The following is a 17,964-nucleotide window of genomic DNA, read 5'->3' on the forward strand; positions in this document are numbered from 1 at the left end:
TCTCAGGGCTACTTTTTCGGTGCCCGTAGCTGCTACTCTCCGTGATCGACGATCTTGACGATCTTGACGTCCATCGTCGTTCGAGGGAGTTCAATGCTGACTTGATCTCCGACCTTTTTGCCCATGAGCGCAGTGGCGATCGGGCTCGTTGTCAGAATCTTCATCACAGGCCCATCGTAATTTTCTTCGCCAGGCCCGACGAATTCATAAGTCTCTTCTTCATCGAGATCGACATCGATGATCGTCACTGTCGATCCGAAAGTCACTTCCCCTTTGGGCATGTCAGACTTATCGACGACGCGGCAGTCCGCGAGTCGGGTTTTGAGCTGCGCAATCTTTGCAGCGATTCGCCCCTGCTCCTCGCGTTGCCCATGATACTCGGCGTTTTCTTTCAGATCACCTTCCGCACGGGCTTCGGCGATCTTTTCAGCGATCTCGGGCATGACGACGTTTTCGAGATGTTGAATTTCCTTCTTAAGCTTGTCGTACCCTTCGCGAGTAATCGGTTGGACCATGACGCTATCTCTTCGAACTCTATGGATTGGAGAAATTATTGAATTGAGATGAGGCAAGTGATGCGAAGAGGAATCGCCCCTTCATGATTCTTGCAACTCCTGGAATCCGTCGTTGCAACGAGCGACAGGCCCCATGTCACTCGTCGATCGCTACTCGTCGATTCATGTCACCCGTCGTTGACACTTGCAACGAGAATCCTTGATAAATATGTAAAACAACACGGGGCACGACGATTGGGGTCGCATCCCGTGTTGTTCTCTCATTCTTAACGGATCGTCTGCGAGATGTCTATCCCTTTTTGCTGCCGATATCTCGACATTCACTCGCGATCACCTTCTCGTCTGAAGGTGCAGGAGCCGAACCGTTCCGCTCACATTTGTTGCATTTTAACACAGGATTCGCCAATCTCAGATTTCCAGCTCACTTCAGTGAGAATGCTTTTCAAATTCGCATTCTCAGGTTCGCACAAGCAAGACAGCAGACCATCCGGTCTTACCGTTCCTGTAGGTGCACTGATTCAGAGCGATGTGCTCGAGGAGAATTTCCCATGCGTTTCTGGATGTTTATTTCCGCTTGCTTTCTAGGCCTTCTCATCTCCAGCCCCAGCGCAGAGGCAGGAAAAGAGGACGGACATCTCGACATCTACTTCATCGATGTTGAAGGCGGAGCAGCGACTCTGATCGTCACTCCTGTTGGAGAATCCATTCTCATCGATTCAGGATATCCCGACAACAACGGTCGCGATCGAGATCGGATTCTCGAAACAATCAAACTCGCCCACCTTGACCATATCGATCACGCTGTCGTTTCTCACTGGCACGTCGACCACTATGGCAACCATGCAACCCTGTCGTCCCTGATTCCGATCCACAACTTCTGGGATCGCGGAATTCCCGATGCACTTCAGGAAGACAAGAACTTCGACACGCGCATCGCCGATTACAGAGCAGCGACACAAAACCAGTCGCGCACACTCAGTGCGGGCGATCACTTCGAACTCGATTCCAATGGGACTCCGTTGTCAGTCACCGTTCTGACCTCCAGCCGCAACGTCATCCCGAACACAGGCGAACCGAATCCATTCGCTTCGGAAAGCGAAGAGCAGCCGAGAGATGAAACCGACAACGCATGCAGCTTAAGCCTGCTGTTCGAATTCGGGGACTTCCGTTTCCTTTGCTGCGGCGATTTGACATGGGAAATCGAAGCGAAGCTGATGACTCCCAACAACCCCGTTGGAACGGTTGACCTGTTCATGGTGACACATCACGGATTGCCAACCAGCAACAATCCCGTCCTCGTCAAAGCTATCGATCCCACAGTGGCTGTCATGTGTAATGGCCCGACGAAGGGAGGCCATCCGGATTCCATCGCGACGATCCAGTCATGTCAGTCCCTGAAACATCTCTATCAGTTGCATCGAAATGTGAAGGTCGATGCCGATGCTCAAACACCAGCGGAGTTTATCGCCAACTCAGAGCCGACCGTAAATTGTGACGGGATTGGAGTGAAAGCCAGCGTTCGCCCCGACGGTTCCAGTTATACCGTTCAGATCGGTCACGATGGGAAGCCAATCGAGTACCAGTCGCGAGAGAGATAATCCTAGCGATTGTGTGATTCGCGAGACCAATTCTTCACAATCAATTTGTGACTATTGAAGCAGTCCGCGAAACTCTTCGAGAGCCCCACTCAAAATGAGACGCGAAATTTTCGCCTCGCTCAGAAGATCAGAGACTTCACGATCAGATGTGGTACGTTCTAGTAACTCACCACTTTGCCGCCTCGCTCACTCCGATGCGGCAACCATGAATGTCCTGTCGCGGTAGATCTTATCTGCCGCGACAGTTCTATTCACCGGTCATTGAAGGTCTGAATCTATGCTCCGAAACCTGACTCCAATCGCCCTGGCAGCTCTTCTTTGGATCACCGGACCAGTGGATTCCGCTTCATCAGAAGAGACCACGCACCGCATCGAGCAATCGAATCATCAGATTCGTTCTCACAAGCAGACTCACTCGAAGCAGGTCGGACCAGGTTGGTACTTCCGCTGTGCTCCATGCGAAAACGGCTGGGAAGCCAATCCCGTTCCTCCTCAAGTCGCACCTCGAGAACTTCCGTTGGCATCGCTGCCAAGACCTGTTCCTCCGGCCGGAACAATCGGTCGGACCTACCAGATGATTTCGCGGCCTGTCCCTGTCGAGAAAAATCCTCGAACAGGAATGCTGGACGTTTACATCAACGGTGCTTACGAAGTGATCGTGCACGACATGAACTCCCCGCGCATCGAGCAGAACATTGAGGGATTCCGTGACGCCGAAGATGAGAACGTTTGGCATTTCGAGTCCAATCCACTCTATCCCGGTCTCGATCACATTTATCGCGTGCAGGCGACATTCAAGAACGACGACGGATCGAATTGGACCGATGCCCGCTACGTCCGCCTGATCATGGGACGAGTCGTTGAACTCGACTTTTAGAGCAAGTTGCTCTTTCCGGTGCACTCGCTTGAACTCTTTCATCAGGTAAGAATCTGAGTTTGCTCGAGTGAGTGCAAACCAAATCAGACAATGAACTAGAAACTCCTGCGCAACAAGTTTCGTTGCTGTTTTCTGAGCGGTACCACCTTCTGAGCGGTACTGTTCCTTCGCTGCCCCCAGCTCCAACGAGTGCAGAGAAACCATCGAGCTGGCTCCGAAGCAATTTCGAAACCCGCGACTCGAGTGGTTTCTCGAAACACTCATCGAACTGAAAACGGTTCTGCGACCAGACTTTAAAGCCCCTTCTGCTCGCTCTTTCTTCTTCCACGAGTTCGAGACAGTGATTTATTCAATGCCTGCAAATAGCTGTAGGCACTCGCTTCAATCACATCTGTGCTGACTCCTTTTCCGTGGAAATTCAGTCCATCAACGTCAATCGAAAGACTGACCTCGCCGAGCGCATCTTTTCCACTGGAAACACTTCTGACCGAATAGTTGGTCAACTTCGCCGACACTCCGGTAATTCGTTCGAGACATTTGAACGCGGCATCAACCGGGCCATCACCTGTGGCGGCGTCCTGCACAATCTTCCCGGATTCATGTTCCAGTTCGATCGTTGCCGTCGGAATGGTTCCCGTTCCACCGAGAGTGTGGAAGTTCTTGATCGACCACTCCTGTTCAATCAACGCGCTCGACTGATTGTCGACGAGAGCAATCACATCCGAGTCGTAGATTTCCTTCTTCTTATCCGCCAAAGCGATGAAAGCGTCAAAGACTTTCTGGAAATCTTCATCGTTCAGCGAGAAACCCAACGTTTCGATTCGATCACGAAACGCATGGCGACCGCTGTGTTTTCCGAGCACCAGATTCTGGCCAACGTAGCCGACATCTTCCGGTCGCATGATCTCGTAGGTCGTCCGCTCCTGAAGCATTCCATGCTGATGAATTCCGGACTCATGAGCGAATGCGTTCTGACCGACAATCGCTTTGTTCCGCTGAACGGCCATTCCGGTCACATTCGAAATGAGTCGACTCGTCGGATACAGCTTCTTGGTGTTGATGTTGGTCTCGACTTTGAAGTAGTCCTGACGGGTCTTCAACGCCATGACGACTTCTTCAAGAGCCGCATTCCCCGCACGTTCTCCCAACCCATTCATCGTACACTCAATCTGTCGGGCTCCGGATTCGACGCCTGCCAAACTGTTGGCAACCGCTAACCCAAGGTCATTGTGACAGTGAGTACTGATGACCGCCCGATCGATGTTCGGAACGTTCGCTTTCAAGTAGGAAATCACAGTCCGAAAATGGTCCGGTGTGGCATAGCCAACGGTATCCGGAATGTTGACAGTGGTCGCTCCCGCGTCGATTGTCTTTTCGACAACCTCGCAGAGGAAATCGAGTTCCGTTCGCGACGCATCCTCCGGTGAGAACTCAACATTCGGGACGGTGATATCGCTGCGAGTCGCCATCTGGTCGCTGGCATATTTCACCATTTCGACAGCTCGGCGGATAATTTCCTCCTTGGCCATCTTCAATTTGAATTCACGGTGAATCGCACTCGTGGCGAGAAAGACGTGAATCCGGGCGTTCTTGGCATGCTGCAACGCTTCCCAGGCGCGATCAACATCTTCCTTTCGACAGCGTGCCAACGCACAGATCGTCGACTGATCGCCATACATCTCGGCAATTTTCTGGACAGCTTCAAAGTCTCCGGGAGATGCAATCGGGAACCCTGCCTCGACCACATCGACTCCAAGTTCCACCAGCGCTTTCGCCACCTCAAGTTTTTCAGCAGTGTCCATGCTGCAGCCCGGAGATTGCTCCCCATCGCGGAGAGTGGTGTCGAAAATCGTAATCGTGTCAGACATTGTGTCCCTTTCGGTGGACAATCGGGTTCTGAAAAATCACTGGTGCGAAGACTCGCAGAAAACGGAAATCAGGAAACAAAAAAACCCTGAGGCTTTCCAGGAAAGCCTCAGGGTGAAATGGTCTGTCTATAATATCAGAGCATCAGCCTAAGACCTCCGGAGAGGAAGTAGACCTAGTAGAAGGTTGATCGAAATGGCGGATGCGTGATTCATAGGTATGAGATTAGATCGATCAATGAGCGACGTCAAGTTTGACTCCATTTCATTCGAAGAGAGCCACTCGACAAAACAGACAGTCGGATATTGATGTATTCGGTTCGAAAATGACCGACACTTCATCCGACTGCCGAAAATCAGCACTTTTGAGGACCCCATTCTCGGCAACAAGTTCGCTGCGATTTCGAAGAAAAGTCAGCTATGTTCTCTGATTCCGTCAGAAACTCGACGAAAATTCGTTTCTTCTTTGAATTCCATTCGCGAGTTCGAAGGATCATCGACAAACTTCATCCACAGCGTCATTGGTCCGATTTCTCAGTTTCTCTGACCGCCTGAATTTTGAGCGTTCAGAACACGCAGAAGACGCTCGACCCGGTCCGAAGATTCGCCGGAAGGAACTCAATTCCCTTGGAATCTTCGAGTTTGTGAAAGCAATCGGTTTCGAAACTTGCTCTCTGTGATCTCACCCGCCACATTGCACGCCTGTTTGAGCCGAGAGTTTCTCAGGCCTACAATTTTGGAAGTTCTCGTTCGTTACCGCGGAACCTGAACTGACTGCCTTAAAATACGTATTGAATGGACTGTCGACATGTTTCGCGTCACGCAGGAAATCGACTTCTGTTACGGTCACCGCCTGCTCAATTACGACGGGAAGTGCAAACACTTGCACGGCCACAACGGAAAAGCAGTAATCGTTCTCCAGGGAGAAACACTGGACGATCGGGGGATGTTGATCGATTTCACCGATATCAAAAAACGGGTTCGATGCTGGATCGAAGAGAACCTCGATCATCGCATGATTCTTTGCGAACGCGATCCCATTCTCCCCTTTCTACAGGAACAGGGCGAACCTCTATTCGTCATTCCCGACAATCCAACTGCCGAAAACATCGCAAAGCTCATCTATGAGCAAGCGCGAGAACATGGGCTTCCCGTCCGTGAAGTCAGTCTTTGGGAAACGGTTCGATCCTGTGCGACATATTCGCAAGGGTGATCACGATAAGACACCCGCAGAAGATTCGATCCGTCAGCTCTATGAGAGAGGAGCCAGACACTCAGGCGTTTCATTGCGGGCATTGTTGACTGTCGAAGAGATCGGAACAGCCTCGAAATTCTCCCACTCGAATGGCTGAATCAATTCGCTCAGAGCGCTTGCTTCGACTTCATGATCAAGCCACACAGCTGCTGATTCCCCACTCAAAATCACCGGCATTCGGTCATGAATAGGTGACATGAACGAGTTGGCTGCTGCCGTCAGAATCGTGAACGAGAGAATTTCTGCCGGCTCGTCTCGATCCGGTCCACCGGACTGCTTCAGCAGTTCCCACAACCCCGCCATCGCGAACGGAGAATCATCCGTCTGATGGATATGGAACGGTTGTTTTTCCTTCCCGCTGCGTTTCCATTCGTAAAAACCGCTCGCGGGAACGAGGCATCTCCGCCGCTTGAACGCCGAGCGAAACGACGGTTTTTCCGCAACGGTCTCCGAACGGGCGTTGATCATCTTCGCTCCGATCCGCAGATCCTTGGCCCACGAAGGGATCAGTCCCCAGCGCATCGGAGTGAGGACCGGAGTGTCCGATTCACCGAGGTGACAGACGATGGACTTCTGTGTCGGAGCGATGTTGAACCGGGTCAAACAGGAATCGAACTCTTGAGGATTGGAGCGGATCCCCTGCTCCGTTGTCCCGAAAAGTGATTTCAGATCGGCTGCGGTGATTCGAAGATTAAAACGACCGCACACAATTTCTCTCCGTTGTTGTCATCGCGAGAGCGGCATCCATGCCTCGCAAAGTTCCCGATGTATGACTCTCACACTCCATATTCACGCTCTGAGAGCATTTGTTGATAGTTTCTCACTCACTCGCACGAACAACCTCAGCCTTTAGTCTGATGAAACAACCGAAGCGAGTACACAGGAAAGAACAACTTGCTTTAGTGGGCAGGAGGCGGAGAATTCTGGAAGGCTCGGTTTCGGAACATGAAATCGATGATGTTCCCTTCGTGCGGCTGCAGCCAGTTGAGCTGCATCGTTTTCACCGGGCCAATGTTCAGGCGATCGATGTTGGTCGCATCGAGCAATTGCCGGGACCAGTTTTCGTCCTCGGTAAGAACGCTACAAACAAGCGTCGATCCGATCGTGCGAATCATCTTGTCTTGCGGGCATTCGACGACCGATGCAAACGGGAACATGTACTCACTGTTCGCCAGGAAAGGTTCAGGACTGCTGCAGTGAACAATGGTTGGTCGAAGAAAATCATAACGATCTTCGGAGACCCAGCGATCTCCATCACGATATTTGGCAGTGACTTCCGTCACACCGTGTTCGCCGAGCTTTTCCTCGATCTGATCATTCATCGCCTCAGCGACGCCTTTCGTTGTGAAAGCCGCGAGCGAAGCGTTCGGATCGGTCATCGGAAGCGGCGCGACCGGCCCAAGCTTCTCAGCAATTGCTTCCACGATTTCTTCCGTATGACGTGATGCCCAGATCCCGGAAGCATTGATACAACTTCGACCCGAGTTCGCGAAAATACTATCGACGAGAAGATCGAGATGGTCTTCCCAGCGATCGACGAGATCGTCGCCAATCAGAACCTTCGAGAACCCCGGTCCGTGTGCCTGAACGCGTGGGTTCGCCGCATATTGATCGATGGTCTGCTGGCCTCCAAAAATCATCGACCGTTCACAGGTTTCCATCAATGCTGCCCCACACTCGCGAGGCCCGGGATACAGGCAGAAGACTTCCGCTGGAATCCCAGCTTCGACCATTGCTGCAAACATTCGATAAGGCGTCCACGGTTCCTGCGAACCGGGCTTAAGCACCAATCCCAGCTGCAACGGAATCAGCGGCAGCCAAAGCGTATGCACTCCCGGTGAGTTGTTCGGAAGAACTGCACCGAGCACGGGAGCTGTCGCCTGATAGCTCACCATCACTCCGCGATCTTCCATCCCGTATCCGCGAGAGAGAATTTCGAACGGCAGCCCGCGCGTCAGAGCTTCCAGAACTTCCTTCATGTGCTGCATCACGAATGCATTCTTCTTCATGTTGAATGCACACATATGCTCGGGAAGGCCGGTTGTCGCTGATTGAATGCGACAAAAATCGGCAGGCGACTGCATGCCATTTCCGAGCGGAAGATCCGCCGACATGAATAGTTCGCCAGCTTTCGCACACATCTCGCAAAGCTGTTCGATGGAAAATTCTCGAAGGCGATTTCTCGCATTCGCAGCTTTTCGCATATCCATCTTGATCAAACCGCCGTTGGCCTGATCCATCTGCGCCAGTTCTTCGCCCGTTTCAAAGTGGACGACAGGAGCTTTGTCCATTGAGGTGTACGGTTTTCCCCAACGAATCACGGGAATCTCAAGCATGTTCGACGACTTTCAGAAGATGGCTGGCGGCCAGCCGGGAACGAAACAATACAAAATGATCTCTCAGAACATCGTAGGAGTTTTCGACCGGTTGCCAAGTCCCCAGACGGTCAACCTTCCCGGCCGATTGCATCAGTGAGTTTTTGTGAAGATATTCGGTCAATCAAGCTGTCGACCGAATCCGAACCCGATCGCCCATTTCCTGCGGGGTTTTGATCGGACCGACAAACAACGCGACCCCACCAGAAATTCTTCCGGCAGGGTCGCGATGGAATTTTCAGTTTGAAACGAGAAAGAATTGAAACGAGACAAACAATTCTCGACGGAGACGAAAAACTCGCCCGAAAGTCTTAGGAGAACAGTTCTTCGATGACGTTTCCTTCCCGGACAATCATCACAGGTCGACCGGTGTTGGTGTGATATTCCTTCGTGTGATCGATTCCGATGTTGTGGTAGAACGAGGCAGCGACATCGTCGGGAGTGAAGCCGTCGTTAAGTGGCTCCGTCGCTTTGTCGTCGGACTCTCCGAGCACTCGCCCGCCAGAAATTCCGCCGCCAGCCATCAACATGAACATGCAGCGAGGATAGTGATCACGTCCTCCGCGTTCCTGATTAATTTTCGGAGTCCGCCCGAATTCCCCGGTCACATAAACCGCAGTCGATTCCAGAAGCCCCTTCTGTTCCAGACCGTTCAAGAGGGCCGAGAGTCCTTCGTCGAAACTTGGAAGGAGGTTGGTCTTGAGTTTATCCCAGTTATCCCGGTGAGTATCCCAACCGCCAGTTGAGACCGTCACAAAGCGGACGCCAGCTTCGACAAGCCGACTCGCCAGCAGGCAACTCTGTCCGAACGCACCTTCTCCGAACTGATCTGCAAACTGAGGACTTTCGAGACTGACATCGAAGGCGTCTCTGGCACGTTTCGAAGTGATCATCGAGTACGCTTGCTGCGAGAATCGATCGAGCCCGTCAAGCAGTTGATTGTCTTTCTCAAAGCCCGCGAACGTGGTGTCGAGACTGCTGAGCAGACTCTGTCGTTTCTCAACATCCGAAATCGTCAAACCGTTTCCGAGCGAAATTCCTCGCACAGAATAGGCACGCCCCGGTTGCGGAGTGGTGTTGGTATGCAGCGGAGCGTATTTGACTCCCAGATACCCCGGCCTCTGATTGGAACGCGGGATGGAAACGAACGGAGGCAAGTCCGCAGGCCCACCGAGTTCGCGAGTCACAACGGCTCCGTAACCCGGAAACTCCAACGAAGGCAACGGACGATTTCCCGAGTTGACATACTCTGATCCCAGCCGGTGTGCTGCCAATGTGTGACTGACACCTCGGAGAATCACGAACTTGTCCATCGACGAAGCAAGCTTCGGCAGGTGCTCCGAAATTTCAATTCCGGGGATCTTCGTCTGAATCGGCTGGAACTCTCCGCGATATTCGTCCGGAGCATCTGGCTTCAGATCGAAGGTGTCCATATGAGACGGACCACCCGGAAGATTGATGAAGATTGCGGACTTCGCTTTCGCAGCCTGGTTGACCTGTCCGGCTTCGCTCATTTTCAGAAACGATCCCAGCGACAGCGATGAGGCCCCCACTGCCCCTACTCGCAGGAAATCGCGTCGCTGCATCCCATCACATGTCTTGTGAATCGCCATAATTTCTGTTCCTGTTCAAAAGTTGAAATCAACTGGTCAATGATGTTCGCGGTCAGTAAATCCGTTTGAATTCAGTGAATATCGACTCCCCAGGCAGGCCCCTTCATTCGAGGCCATGCCTGGCGAAGATGATTAGTGATTGACGAGAAACTCTTTCGTGTTGAGAAGTGCCCACATCAGGTCTTTGATCCCCGCATTGAGATCTTCCGAGTCATTCAAGTATGTCATTGCAATTGTCTGCTCAGCCTCGCTTGGAAATCGGCTGACCGTCCGCAGGTACGCTTCCTCAATCAGAGATTCGAGATCCTGTTCCGATGGCTGCTCTTCGTTCGCAGTCTGCTTTTCAGTCAGTGGGAGAAGTTGAAGCTCGACGGTTGCAAGTTGCTTCTCGAGATTTGAAACAAGTCTTTTGTTTTTGTCCTTTTCAGCCTTCTTCAACTGCCGCTGCAGCTGAGCCATTCGACGTTCCAGATTTTCGACTCTGCGTTTGACTGCCGCGTTTGTCGATTCATCTTGTGATTGACGGCTCACACTGGACAGCCACCCGTTTCGACTCTCGAGCATATCGAGTGTGTCGTCATCGTTTCGAACGAACAGTGTCTGCAACAGACTCGCTTCTGAAGACCGATCGCAATCGCAATTGCTCTCCCGTGTCGAACGACCAAACACAGACAACGCATAGTCAATTCCCCCTCTCGCATTTCGCGGAGGAGACGTTTGCGTCAATGCTCTTCCGTCGAGTTCACTGGTAAAGAGTTCAGCTCGATCGTCATTCAGTGTGGCCATGGTGATTGCGTCGTAAGCGACTTCGGCAGGGAGTCGCCGAGGAACCGCCCGACTGAAATTGCGTTCGTCATGGATGTTCGTTTCAGTCGGTCGCCACGAACGTTGATAGGTGTCCGAAAGGCAAATCTCACGATGGACCCACTTCATGTCGTATCCGCTGTCGATGAATCCCTGTGCAAGGTAATCCAGCAGCGGGCCATTGCTTGGAGGATTCCCGAGTGACAAATCATCGGTCGGTTCGACAATTCCACGGTTGAAGTAGCTGGCCCAAACTCGATTCACGAATGCCTTCGCAAAGAGCTGAGTCGGACTCTGCCGCAGCCAATCCATCAACGCTGTTCGGGGATCGTCAATATTGTCCACATCGACGGTCTGTTCGCCGAGAAGACGCGCCATTTTTCCCGGGACCTGTGGTTTCTTGCCTTTCTTCTTTGCTTCGGCGATTTTCCTTCGCTGAGCTCCCGTCAGGCGAGGTTGCGAAATCGTCAATTCAGGAAACGGGATGGTCTTGCCTTCTTTCAGAGCTTTTGACATCTCCCGTCGCTGTTCGTTTCCTTTGAGCTCGGCAAGACCGAGTTCTTCGATCAGTTCGTTGTACTCTTTGCGGTCGCCACCGTTTCGAGCGAAGTTCACACGGGTGAAGAACTGTTCGAACTCCTGAAAATCTTTCTGAGTCCAAACATCGAACGGATGCTTATGACATTGAGCACACTGAATCCGCGTTCCCATGAACGTGTAAGCGAATCCAATCGCCCGGTCTTCGGTCGCTCGGAAGTTATTGCGTCCCCAGAAGTAAATCAGACCGTCCTGATCGGCGTACGACGCGTCCTCATCACGGGCGTAAGTGCTCATCCTCTCGCTGTAGTCGCGATAGGATTCGCCCGGTTTTCGACTGTTGGCGACGACGATATTCTCAACGATTTCGTCGTACGGAACGTTGTCTGCAACACGTTTGTAAATCCATTCGTACCAGTCTTCGCTGCCTCGCTGTCGATTCGCTGGATTAACATTGTTCAGAGTCTGATCACTACAGCCCGTCCAGTCGCAGAGTTGGGTTGTCCACCAGGCAGCGTAGGCCGGAGACTCGAGCAACTCGTCAATTTTTCGCTCGCGTTTATCTGCTGAAGAATCGGCGAGGAACTCTCGTACTTCTTTCGCGGTCGGAAGAGTTCCGGTCATGTCGAGGCTGACACGGCGGAGGAACTCAGCATCGGTGGATGTCTCCGATGGAATGATTCCCATCTTGCTCAACTTGTTTACGACATGCTTGTCGATCATCGTCGTCGCAGCGAGTTCAGGGAAGTTGTCTCCCGTCTTCTCGGAAACGGGACGGAGAACCGGAATCGGAACAACGGCGCCGTCGTAAGCAACAACAATGTGCGAGTCCCCCACCTCTCCGGAACTGACGATGCCGTCTTCATCGACCTGACAGATCGTCTCATCGTTTGTGGTGTATCGACACAGACACGTCACGTCTTCTTCTGTTCCATCTGCCCAAACCGCAGTCACTGAAAGCGGTTGACTCTGATGACTGGCCGAGAATTCAATCTCTGACGGTGTGACACGCAGTGCGTTCAATTTGAGTGGCGTCTCAACCCCTTTCGCGCCCCCTTCGATCCATTTCAGGAAAACGGTGTGCTCCCATTCTCCGACACTCATCCTCTTTCCACCTTCGTGTGGCTCGATGAGAGTCGGCTTCTGAAGGGCATAACTCTCCATGGGATCGTCGGTATCAATTCGATCAGAGAGCCCCTCGTGATCCATTTCGAAGTCGTACCCGAACAGAGAAAGGCGGAATCCCCCCTGCCCCTGAAACGAGCCATGACACGCTCGACCGTTGCAGCCCAGCCGCCCCATTAAGGGAACGACATGTTTTTGGAAGTCAGGAATTTCTGAGACATCCGCCGATTGAAAACGATCCCGCAGACTCGCGATCACGTCATCGGCACCGGACTCTTGAGTCAATCCGGTGCACATGACTCCGACGAATGCCAGGATCGAAAAGAACCTGAAATTTGAGGTTAAGGTAGGGCGCTTCATAGAGGTTCCTCTGTTATCTCAAGTGATCAGAAACTCGAATGGACTGACCAATCACTCAATGTCGTCGGCCTGCGGATCTCGCAGTGTTCTACAGCTTCTTTGTTCTACTGTTTCTTTCCCGAACGATTATTCGGGGACTGTTTTTGGGCGTCTTCAGTTTTTGCAGAATCTGAACCGCGTTCGAGGTTACTCCGTTGCCCCTTCACGTTTTTCTTCGCTGAGGCTCCCTCGCTCCGTTGTTTGGCAGCCGAACGATTCCGTGCCGATCGCAGAAGCCGGTTGAGTTCGTTCTCGGCGAGTTGTTCGGTGTTGGTCTGCAAATCGTCGATCTGTTGTTCCATGCGATCGATGCGTTCCTCGAGCTTCTTTTTCTCACGAGCAAGTTGCGTCGCCCGGACCCGGTTTCTTCTGATCAAGAGTCGTCGAATCTGTTCGCGAGCTTCTTCTTCCATTCCCGACATCGAACGCGCCACGAGCAGTCGCACTCGGGAATCGATCTTCCACAATTCAATTTCTGTCTCGTAGCGATCGGGCACTCGCTCCTTGAATCGATTGAGGCGTTCGCTGCTTTCGAACAACTCGGCAATCGCAGACTCATACCGCTGAGGATCCATCTCCTTCAGCTGCGAAATTAACTTATGAAGTTCGCGGTGATGCTCTTTGGCGAATTCAAGAGCGACCATTTCCTGCTGCCTGGTGAACGCTTCTTTCTGGTCCTGTGCCTGAAGCGATGTGTTCAGAAACAGGATGAGTGAAAGCACAGCCACAAAGGAATTTTGCAAATCTCGACGAACGCAGCATGACATCACAGAGGCCCTCCATCCGACGGAGATTCCTCGAGATTTACATCGTCCATTAGCGACAATGCTTCAACCGCTGCGAACATCCAATCCGGGACATCAAGTTCTGCCGACACGAACAATGGAGACAACATCAGATCCGCTTCCGCGTCGGGATCAACATCGTCATTGAAAGCCGCGGAATCGTCGGCACTCAATTCTGCCCAGACACCGACTGCATTCACGTCATCGTTGGTCACAAGTTGATCACGAAACGACCGTCGGGAGTCCAACTCGTGAAGGGCGGAACCTCCTCCCCAGATCATGACTCCCATCACGCAACTTGTCACAACGACCGCAAGTGTTCGGCTCAGGTCCCAACGCGAGGAACGATCTTTCGCCGTTGTCTGTCCTCCAGAACTCACCAGCACCGGCGACCGGGAAACCAGTGCCGGTCGAACACTTGTTTCTTGAATTGCCTGCGATGCCGGGGAGAGATCATTGGGCTGCTGAATACTCGCAGCCCGCGAACCTTCAGAAGCAATTCGATGGCAAGCTGCCTCCAGAAGAACTTGATCGACGAAAGCGTCTTGTGCGGAAGGATTCGCTGCCAATAACGCTTCGAAAGATTGCCGCTCGGCCTCCGACATCTCATCGCAAAGATAGCGATGCGCATCGAGCAGAAAACCATCTTGTTCAGAAAAAAGGTTCATGTGAATTCGTTCGTTTCCCTGTCAATCTGACCGTGACAAACTCTTCGTTCACGGTCTCTCACACCTTGGCATATGACGTCGATCTCAGCCCGCATTTCGCTGAACTGTTCCTCGCGGAATCCGTCTTCCGGAATCAATCTTCCGACTTCAATCTTGTTTCGTTTCGATTTTCGAAGCGTCAATGCTCTCGTAATCTTTCAATCGTTCATGCAGGAGAGTTAAGGCTGTTTGCATTTGAGAGAGAACCGTTCCCAGTGGCAGCTCACACTCGTCTGCGATCGTTTGAAATGTCTGTTCTTGATAAATCCGACGTTTCACGATGTTCTGATATTTTTCCGGAAGCGACTCAATCGCCGCTTTCACACTCTGTACTCGTTCATCCGTGAGAATTTGATCGAAAGGCTGTCCGACTTCCTGCGACGACACCGTTTGACTGATCGCGGTGTACGCACGCTTCTGCGTCTTCAGTCGCCGGCGGAACTGCATCGCTTCATTGAAGGCAACCTGAAACAACCATGCCTTCTCCGCTCCCGATCGAACATTCCCTCCTTCAGTCAGCGCTTTCTCGAAAGTCACCTGAAGCGCTTCTTCTGCCAGGGCAGAATCACGGAGCAGCCCCACGAGGAAAACCCGGATCCGGGGCGAAAACTCCGTGTACCATGACGTCAACGAAGCCGAATTAAGTTGTTTTGACTCATTGGAATGCACGGACAATGACCTTCATCATTCTGTAAGATGAATTCGCACTGATGTTTATTGAAACAATCTCGCATTTTCCCGTCGACTTCGCACGCACTCGCAACACAAACCTCTACCTCAAGAAGATTTACAACTTCCCAAAAACTCAATCGACTGGCGTCCCCGAGTCAAAGATCCTCTCCGCAATGGGATCATTTCCTCCGAATTCCGCAATCGGTGAAATCGATTCATTTTGCCTCGTTCGAACATTCCGAACATTGCAGCCGTTCCATTCAAATGGAACAAAAGTACTGGAATTTATGACGATGTGGCGGAAAGATGGAGTCGATAAGCGCGAGAGAGCAAGTTGCATTCTCCTGTCCGCGTTCGTCGACTCCCCGACTCGATTTCGGTGTGTGCTCGCTCGCACAGCGCCGAGTCCATCGACACTGCACTGCTCAACAATCGTGTTCCTTTCCTGTTGTGAGGTCCAGCCACAATGCTCACCATTCAAGCCCGAACATGCCTGCCTGTCATCGCGTGCTTGATCGGACTTGTCGGCGGTTCCATCAGCGCGGATGAACTCACAATCAAAAATGGCATCCGGCTCAGCGGAACTGCGGTTCAGGTTCCCGGATTGAACTCGGCCACCATCGCACGCAATACAACCATCGTCGGACGTATCGACGCCTACTGGATGGTCGACGATGGAGTCCGCCGGTTCTTCGTTCATCGCAAGAACGTCGAAGGCGACGTCCTCGAAGACGATGACCTTGCCCGGTTGGTCACCTTCGACATCCCGCAGAAACGCTCCTCGCGCAGAACGGGTCCGTCACTCGTCGGAGGCTTCACAAGTATTGAACCCTTCGACCGCTCAGGTTGGCGCACGGTGATTCTTCAATCGTCCGATCGAAGCGTTCCAATCGTTCAGGGAATCACACAGCTGCGACCCGATTACGTCAAAGTTGAGGGACTGACTCACCAATGGGAATACTGCCTCGACACGAAAACGATTCCGCAGGACGTGATCCGATCTCTGATTGAACAGGTCTCCGATCCAACCGATGTCCGAGATCGAAAAGCGATCGTCACATTCTTTGCCCAAGGTCGAATGTTCGGGCAGGCGAAACAGGCCCTCTCCGAAATTGCGACCGATTTTCCGGACGAGCAAGCATGGGCCGAGACAACTCTCACTTACCTGGAAGAATCTCTCGCACAAGCTGCGATCAACGAATTGGACCGTCGCCGGGAAGCAGGCCAGCATCGCCTCGCCTATTCGATTGCACAAACGGTCTCTCAAGACCGCGTGAGTGCCAGCGTGTATCGAAAGTCACAGGATGTTGTCCGGGACTACGAATTGGCGATTCGTGATCGCGATCAAGTTGTGATTATGCTGGACATGCTGCAAGCTGAGATCGAAGACGAGCAGGCCGCGGCCCTTCGTCCGTTGAAGTCTCAACTCATCGATGAGCTGCATTACGACACCATCGAACGGTTAACGCCGTTTCTCCGAGCGACTCAAGACGAGACTCTCACTCCCGATCAAAAGCTGGCACTCGCTTATTCGGGTTGGGTGATCGGAGAGTCCAATGCCGTTCTGGAACTCGAAGAAGCGATCGCATTATGGAAGGCTCGCTTCATCGTTCTCGAGATTCTGCGAAACACCAATGACCCGGTCCGGGATGATGAACTCATTGAACAACTCCAGTCGCTCGAGTATGTCGGCATCGATCGACTGACCACGATGCTTTCTCTGCTTCCCTCTCCACTCGAACCGCCGATTGTTCAACCCGGAGTAGTGACCCAGCAGACCATCAACAGTTCCGATCCAAACGAAGCCGGGACCTACTCAGTCATTCTTCCGCCTGAGTATTCGAGAAACAGTCGCTACCCACTCCTCGTCGTTCTGAGAAGTGCGGGGAGAACCTGTGAAGACGAAATCAACTGGTGGGCGGGAGATGGACAGAATATGGGCTGGGCTCAACGGCGCGGCTATATCGTCATTTCCCCCGAATATGCCGATGAGTCCGAGACCATTTACGATGGAAACACACAGTCTCATCAGCTTGTGCTGAACGCGATCAACGACATTCGAAAACGCTGCCGTATCGACTCTGACAAGATTTTCCTCGCTGGCCATGGCATGGGAGCCGATCTTTGCTTTGATCTCGGAATGTCTCAACCGGACTGGTTCGCGGGAATCGTTCCCATCACCGGCCAGTGCAGCAGAATTTGCAACTACTATGATGAAAACGCACCGCACACCAGTTGGTACATCGTGAGCGGAGAACGCGACAGAAACACACTCGATGCGAATGCAATTCCATTGAACAGCATGATGTCGCGAGGGCATGATGTCATCTATTGCGACTACAAAGCTCGTGGCTACGAGTCTTTCGGTGAAGAGCAGGAACGCATCTTTGAGTGGATGCAATACACTCAAAGACCAGCGCTCAGCGAATTGTCCGAGTGGGAAGCAGCCAGTCTGAGAAGTTCCGAAAACCAGTTCTATTGGGTGCAGGCACGCGGGATGAAAGATGAACTCTTCCCGGAAGACATCTGGTCCAGCCCACGTCCGAAAGTCTTCTCCGGTCGCGTCTCACCAGGTGGAACAATCTACGTGAACGTTCCAGCACATGGAGCGACAGTCTGGCTCTCCCCTGACGTTCTCGATTTCAGTCAACGCTGCGAAATCCGAATGAATTCCCGCTCTCGGCCTGCGTATCGCGATTTCGTCAAGCCATCGATCCGGACCATGCTGGAAGGATTTCGTGAACACGGTGACACGAAGCGTCTCTATTGGGCACGCATCGAGATCTGAAAAAGCCAGAAGTGATTGTTCCGGCGCTGTTCAGGAAGCAAGCCGTCAC

At 52.4% G+C, this 17,964-nt stretch carries 14 protein-coding genes; 5 read left to right on the top strand and 9 right to left on the bottom strand.

What is annotated here, in order from left to right; translation table 11 throughout:
• Positions 1–32: 32 nt before the first annotated feature.
• The gene (gene greA, locus KOR42_RS12180; protein WP_146510105.1) at positions 33–515 is read right to left on the bottom strand and encodes a transcription elongation factor GreA; all 483 of its coding nucleotides are present in this window, start codon (positions 513–515) and stop codon (positions 33–35) included.
• A gap of 548 nt (positions 516–1,063) precedes the next feature.
• On the opposite strand from greA, the gene KOR42_RS12185 reads away from it, so the two are divergent.
• Entirely contained in the window at positions 1,064–2,113 is a 1,050-nt protein-coding gene (locus KOR42_RS12185; RefSeq protein WP_231740891.1) for a ComEC/Rec2 family competence protein, read from the top strand.
• Between the two features lie 277 nt (positions 2,114–2,390).
• A complete protein-coding gene (locus KOR42_RS12190; protein WP_146510106.1) occupies positions 2,391–2,990 on the top strand; it encodes a hypothetical protein in 600 nt (199 codons plus the stop codon).
• 293 nt (positions 2,991–3,283) lie between these two features.
• Here the strand turns inward: KOR42_RS12190 and KOR42_RS12195 are convergent, their stop codons facing one another.
• The gene (locus KOR42_RS12195) at positions 3,284–4,858 is read right to left on the bottom strand and encodes a 2-isopropylmalate synthase (protein WP_146510107.1); all 1,575 of its coding nucleotides are present in this window, start codon (positions 4,856–4,858) and stop codon (positions 3,284–3,286) included.
• An 805-nt stretch (positions 4,859–5,663) separates the two neighbouring features.
• Here KOR42_RS12195 and KOR42_RS12200 point away from each other — a divergent pair.
• Complete coding sequence (locus tag KOR42_RS12200) at positions 5,664–6,068, top strand: 6-pyruvoyl trahydropterin synthase family protein (protein WP_146510108.1); 405 nt, start codon at positions 5,664–5,666, stop codon at positions 6,066–6,068.
• Positions 6,069–6,107: 39 nt separating this feature from the next.
• On the opposite strand, the gene KOR42_RS12205 is transcribed toward KOR42_RS12200, so the two are convergent.
• Together KOR42_RS12205 and KOR42_RS12210 are read right to left on the bottom strand one after the other, a co-directional pair.
• Positions 6,108–6,818, bottom strand: coding sequence for an SOS response-associated peptidase (locus KOR42_RS12205; RefSeq protein WP_146510109.1), 711 nt, complete (start codon positions 6,816–6,818; stop codon positions 6,108–6,110).
• 191 nt (positions 6,819–7,009) lie between these two features.
• Positions 7,010–8,446 (bottom strand): aldehyde dehydrogenase family protein, encoded by a 1,437-nt coding sequence (locus tag KOR42_RS12210; RefSeq protein WP_146510110.1) that lies wholly within the window; start codon positions 8,444–8,446, stop codon positions 7,010–7,012.
• Here KOR42_RS12210 and KOR42_RS26600 point away from each other — a divergent pair.
• Entirely contained in the window at positions 8,445–8,585 is a 141-nt protein-coding gene (locus KOR42_RS26600) for a hypothetical protein (protein WP_197441112.1), read from the top strand. The genes KOR42_RS12210 and KOR42_RS26600 overlap by 2 nt on opposite strands.
• 211 nt (positions 8,586–8,796) lie before the next feature.
• Here the strand turns inward: KOR42_RS26600 and KOR42_RS12215 are convergent, their stop codons facing one another.
• The 5 genes from KOR42_RS12215 to KOR42_RS12235 form a co-directional block, all read right to left on the bottom strand.
• Positions 8,797–10,098 carry a DUF1501 domain-containing protein gene (locus tag KOR42_RS12215; RefSeq protein WP_146510111.1) on the bottom strand — a complete coding sequence of 434 codons (1,302 nt, stop codon included), beginning with the start codon at positions 10,096–10,098 and terminating at the stop codon, positions 8,797–8,799.
• A gap of 132 nt (positions 10,099–10,230) precedes the next feature.
• Entirely contained in the window at positions 10,231–12,924 is a 2,694-nt protein-coding gene (locus KOR42_RS12220; protein ID WP_146510112.1) for a DUF1549 domain-containing protein, read from the bottom strand.
• A 104-nt stretch (positions 12,925–13,028) separates the two neighbouring features.
• On the bottom strand, positions 13,029–13,730 hold the full coding sequence (locus tag KOR42_RS12225) for a hypothetical protein (protein ID WP_146510113.1): 702 nt from the start codon (positions 13,728–13,730) through the stop codon (positions 13,029–13,031).
• The gene (locus KOR42_RS12230; protein ID WP_146510114.1) at positions 13,730–14,416 is read right to left on the bottom strand and encodes a hypothetical protein; all 687 of its coding nucleotides are present in this window, start codon (positions 14,414–14,416) and stop codon (positions 13,730–13,732) included. The genes KOR42_RS12225 and KOR42_RS12230 overlap by 1 nt, the downstream gene beginning before the upstream one ends.
• A 147-nt stretch (positions 14,417–14,563) precedes the next feature.
• On the bottom strand, positions 14,564–15,124 hold the full coding sequence (locus KOR42_RS12235) for an RNA polymerase sigma factor (protein ID WP_261342052.1): 561 nt from the start codon (positions 15,122–15,124) through the stop codon (positions 14,564–14,566).
• Positions 15,125–15,593: 469 nt separating this feature from the next.
• Here KOR42_RS12235 and KOR42_RS12240 point away from each other — a divergent pair, with 469 nt between their 5' ends.
• Entirely contained in the window at positions 15,594–17,915 is a 2,322-nt protein-coding gene (locus KOR42_RS12240) for a carboxylesterase family protein (RefSeq protein WP_146510116.1), read from the top strand.
• The last annotated feature ends 49 nt before the right edge of the window (positions 17,916–17,964 follow it).

The sequence above is a fragment of the Thalassoglobus neptunius genome, from assembly GCF_007859735.1.
GTDB classification, from domain to species: domain Bacteria; phylum Planctomycetota; class Planctomycetia; order Planctomycetales; family Planctomycetaceae; genus Thalassoglobus; species Thalassoglobus neptunius.

Coding starts and splice junctions, on each gene's coding strand:
- greA (WP_146510105.1), bottom strand. CDS start 515: ATGGTCCAACCGATTACTCGCGAAGGGTACGACAAGCTTAAGAAGGAA.
- KOR42_RS12185 (WP_231740891.1), top strand. CDS start 1,064: ATGCGTTTCTGGATGTTTATTTCCGCTTGCTTTCTAGGCCTTCTCATC.
- KOR42_RS12190 (WP_146510106.1), top strand. CDS start 2,391: ATGCTCCGAAACCTGACTCCAATCGCCCTGGCAGCTCTTCTTTGGATC.
- KOR42_RS12195 (WP_146510107.1), bottom strand. CDS start 4,858: ATGTCTGACACGATTACGATTTTCGACACCACTCTCCGCGATGGGGAG.
- KOR42_RS12200 (WP_146510108.1), top strand. CDS start 5,664: ATGTTTCGCGTCACGCAGGAAATCGACTTCTGTTACGGTCACCGCCTG.
- KOR42_RS26600 (WP_197441112.1), top strand. CDS start 8,445: ATGTTCGACGACTTTCAGAAGATGGCTGGCGGCCAGCCGGGAACGAAA.
- KOR42_RS12210 (WP_146510110.1), bottom strand. CDS start 8,446: ATGCTTGAGATTCCCGTGATTCGTTGGGGAAAACCGTACACCTCAATG.
- KOR42_RS12215 (WP_146510111.1), bottom strand. CDS start 10,098: ATGGCGATTCACAAGACATGTGATGGGATGCAGCGACGCGATTTCCTG.
- KOR42_RS12220 (WP_146510112.1), bottom strand. CDS start 12,924: ATGAAGCGCCCTACCTTAACCTCAAATTTCAGGTTCTTTTCGATCCTG.
- KOR42_RS12225 (WP_146510113.1), bottom strand. CDS start 13,730: ATGTCATGCTGCGTTCGTCGAGATTTGCAAAATTCCTTTGTGGCTGTG.
- KOR42_RS12230 (WP_146510114.1), bottom strand. CDS start 14,416: ATGAACCTTTTTTCTGAACAAGATGGTTTTCTGCTCGATGCGCATCGC.
- KOR42_RS12240 (WP_146510116.1), top strand. CDS start 15,594: ATGCTCACCATTCAAGCCCGAACATGCCTGCCTGTCATCGCGTGCTTG.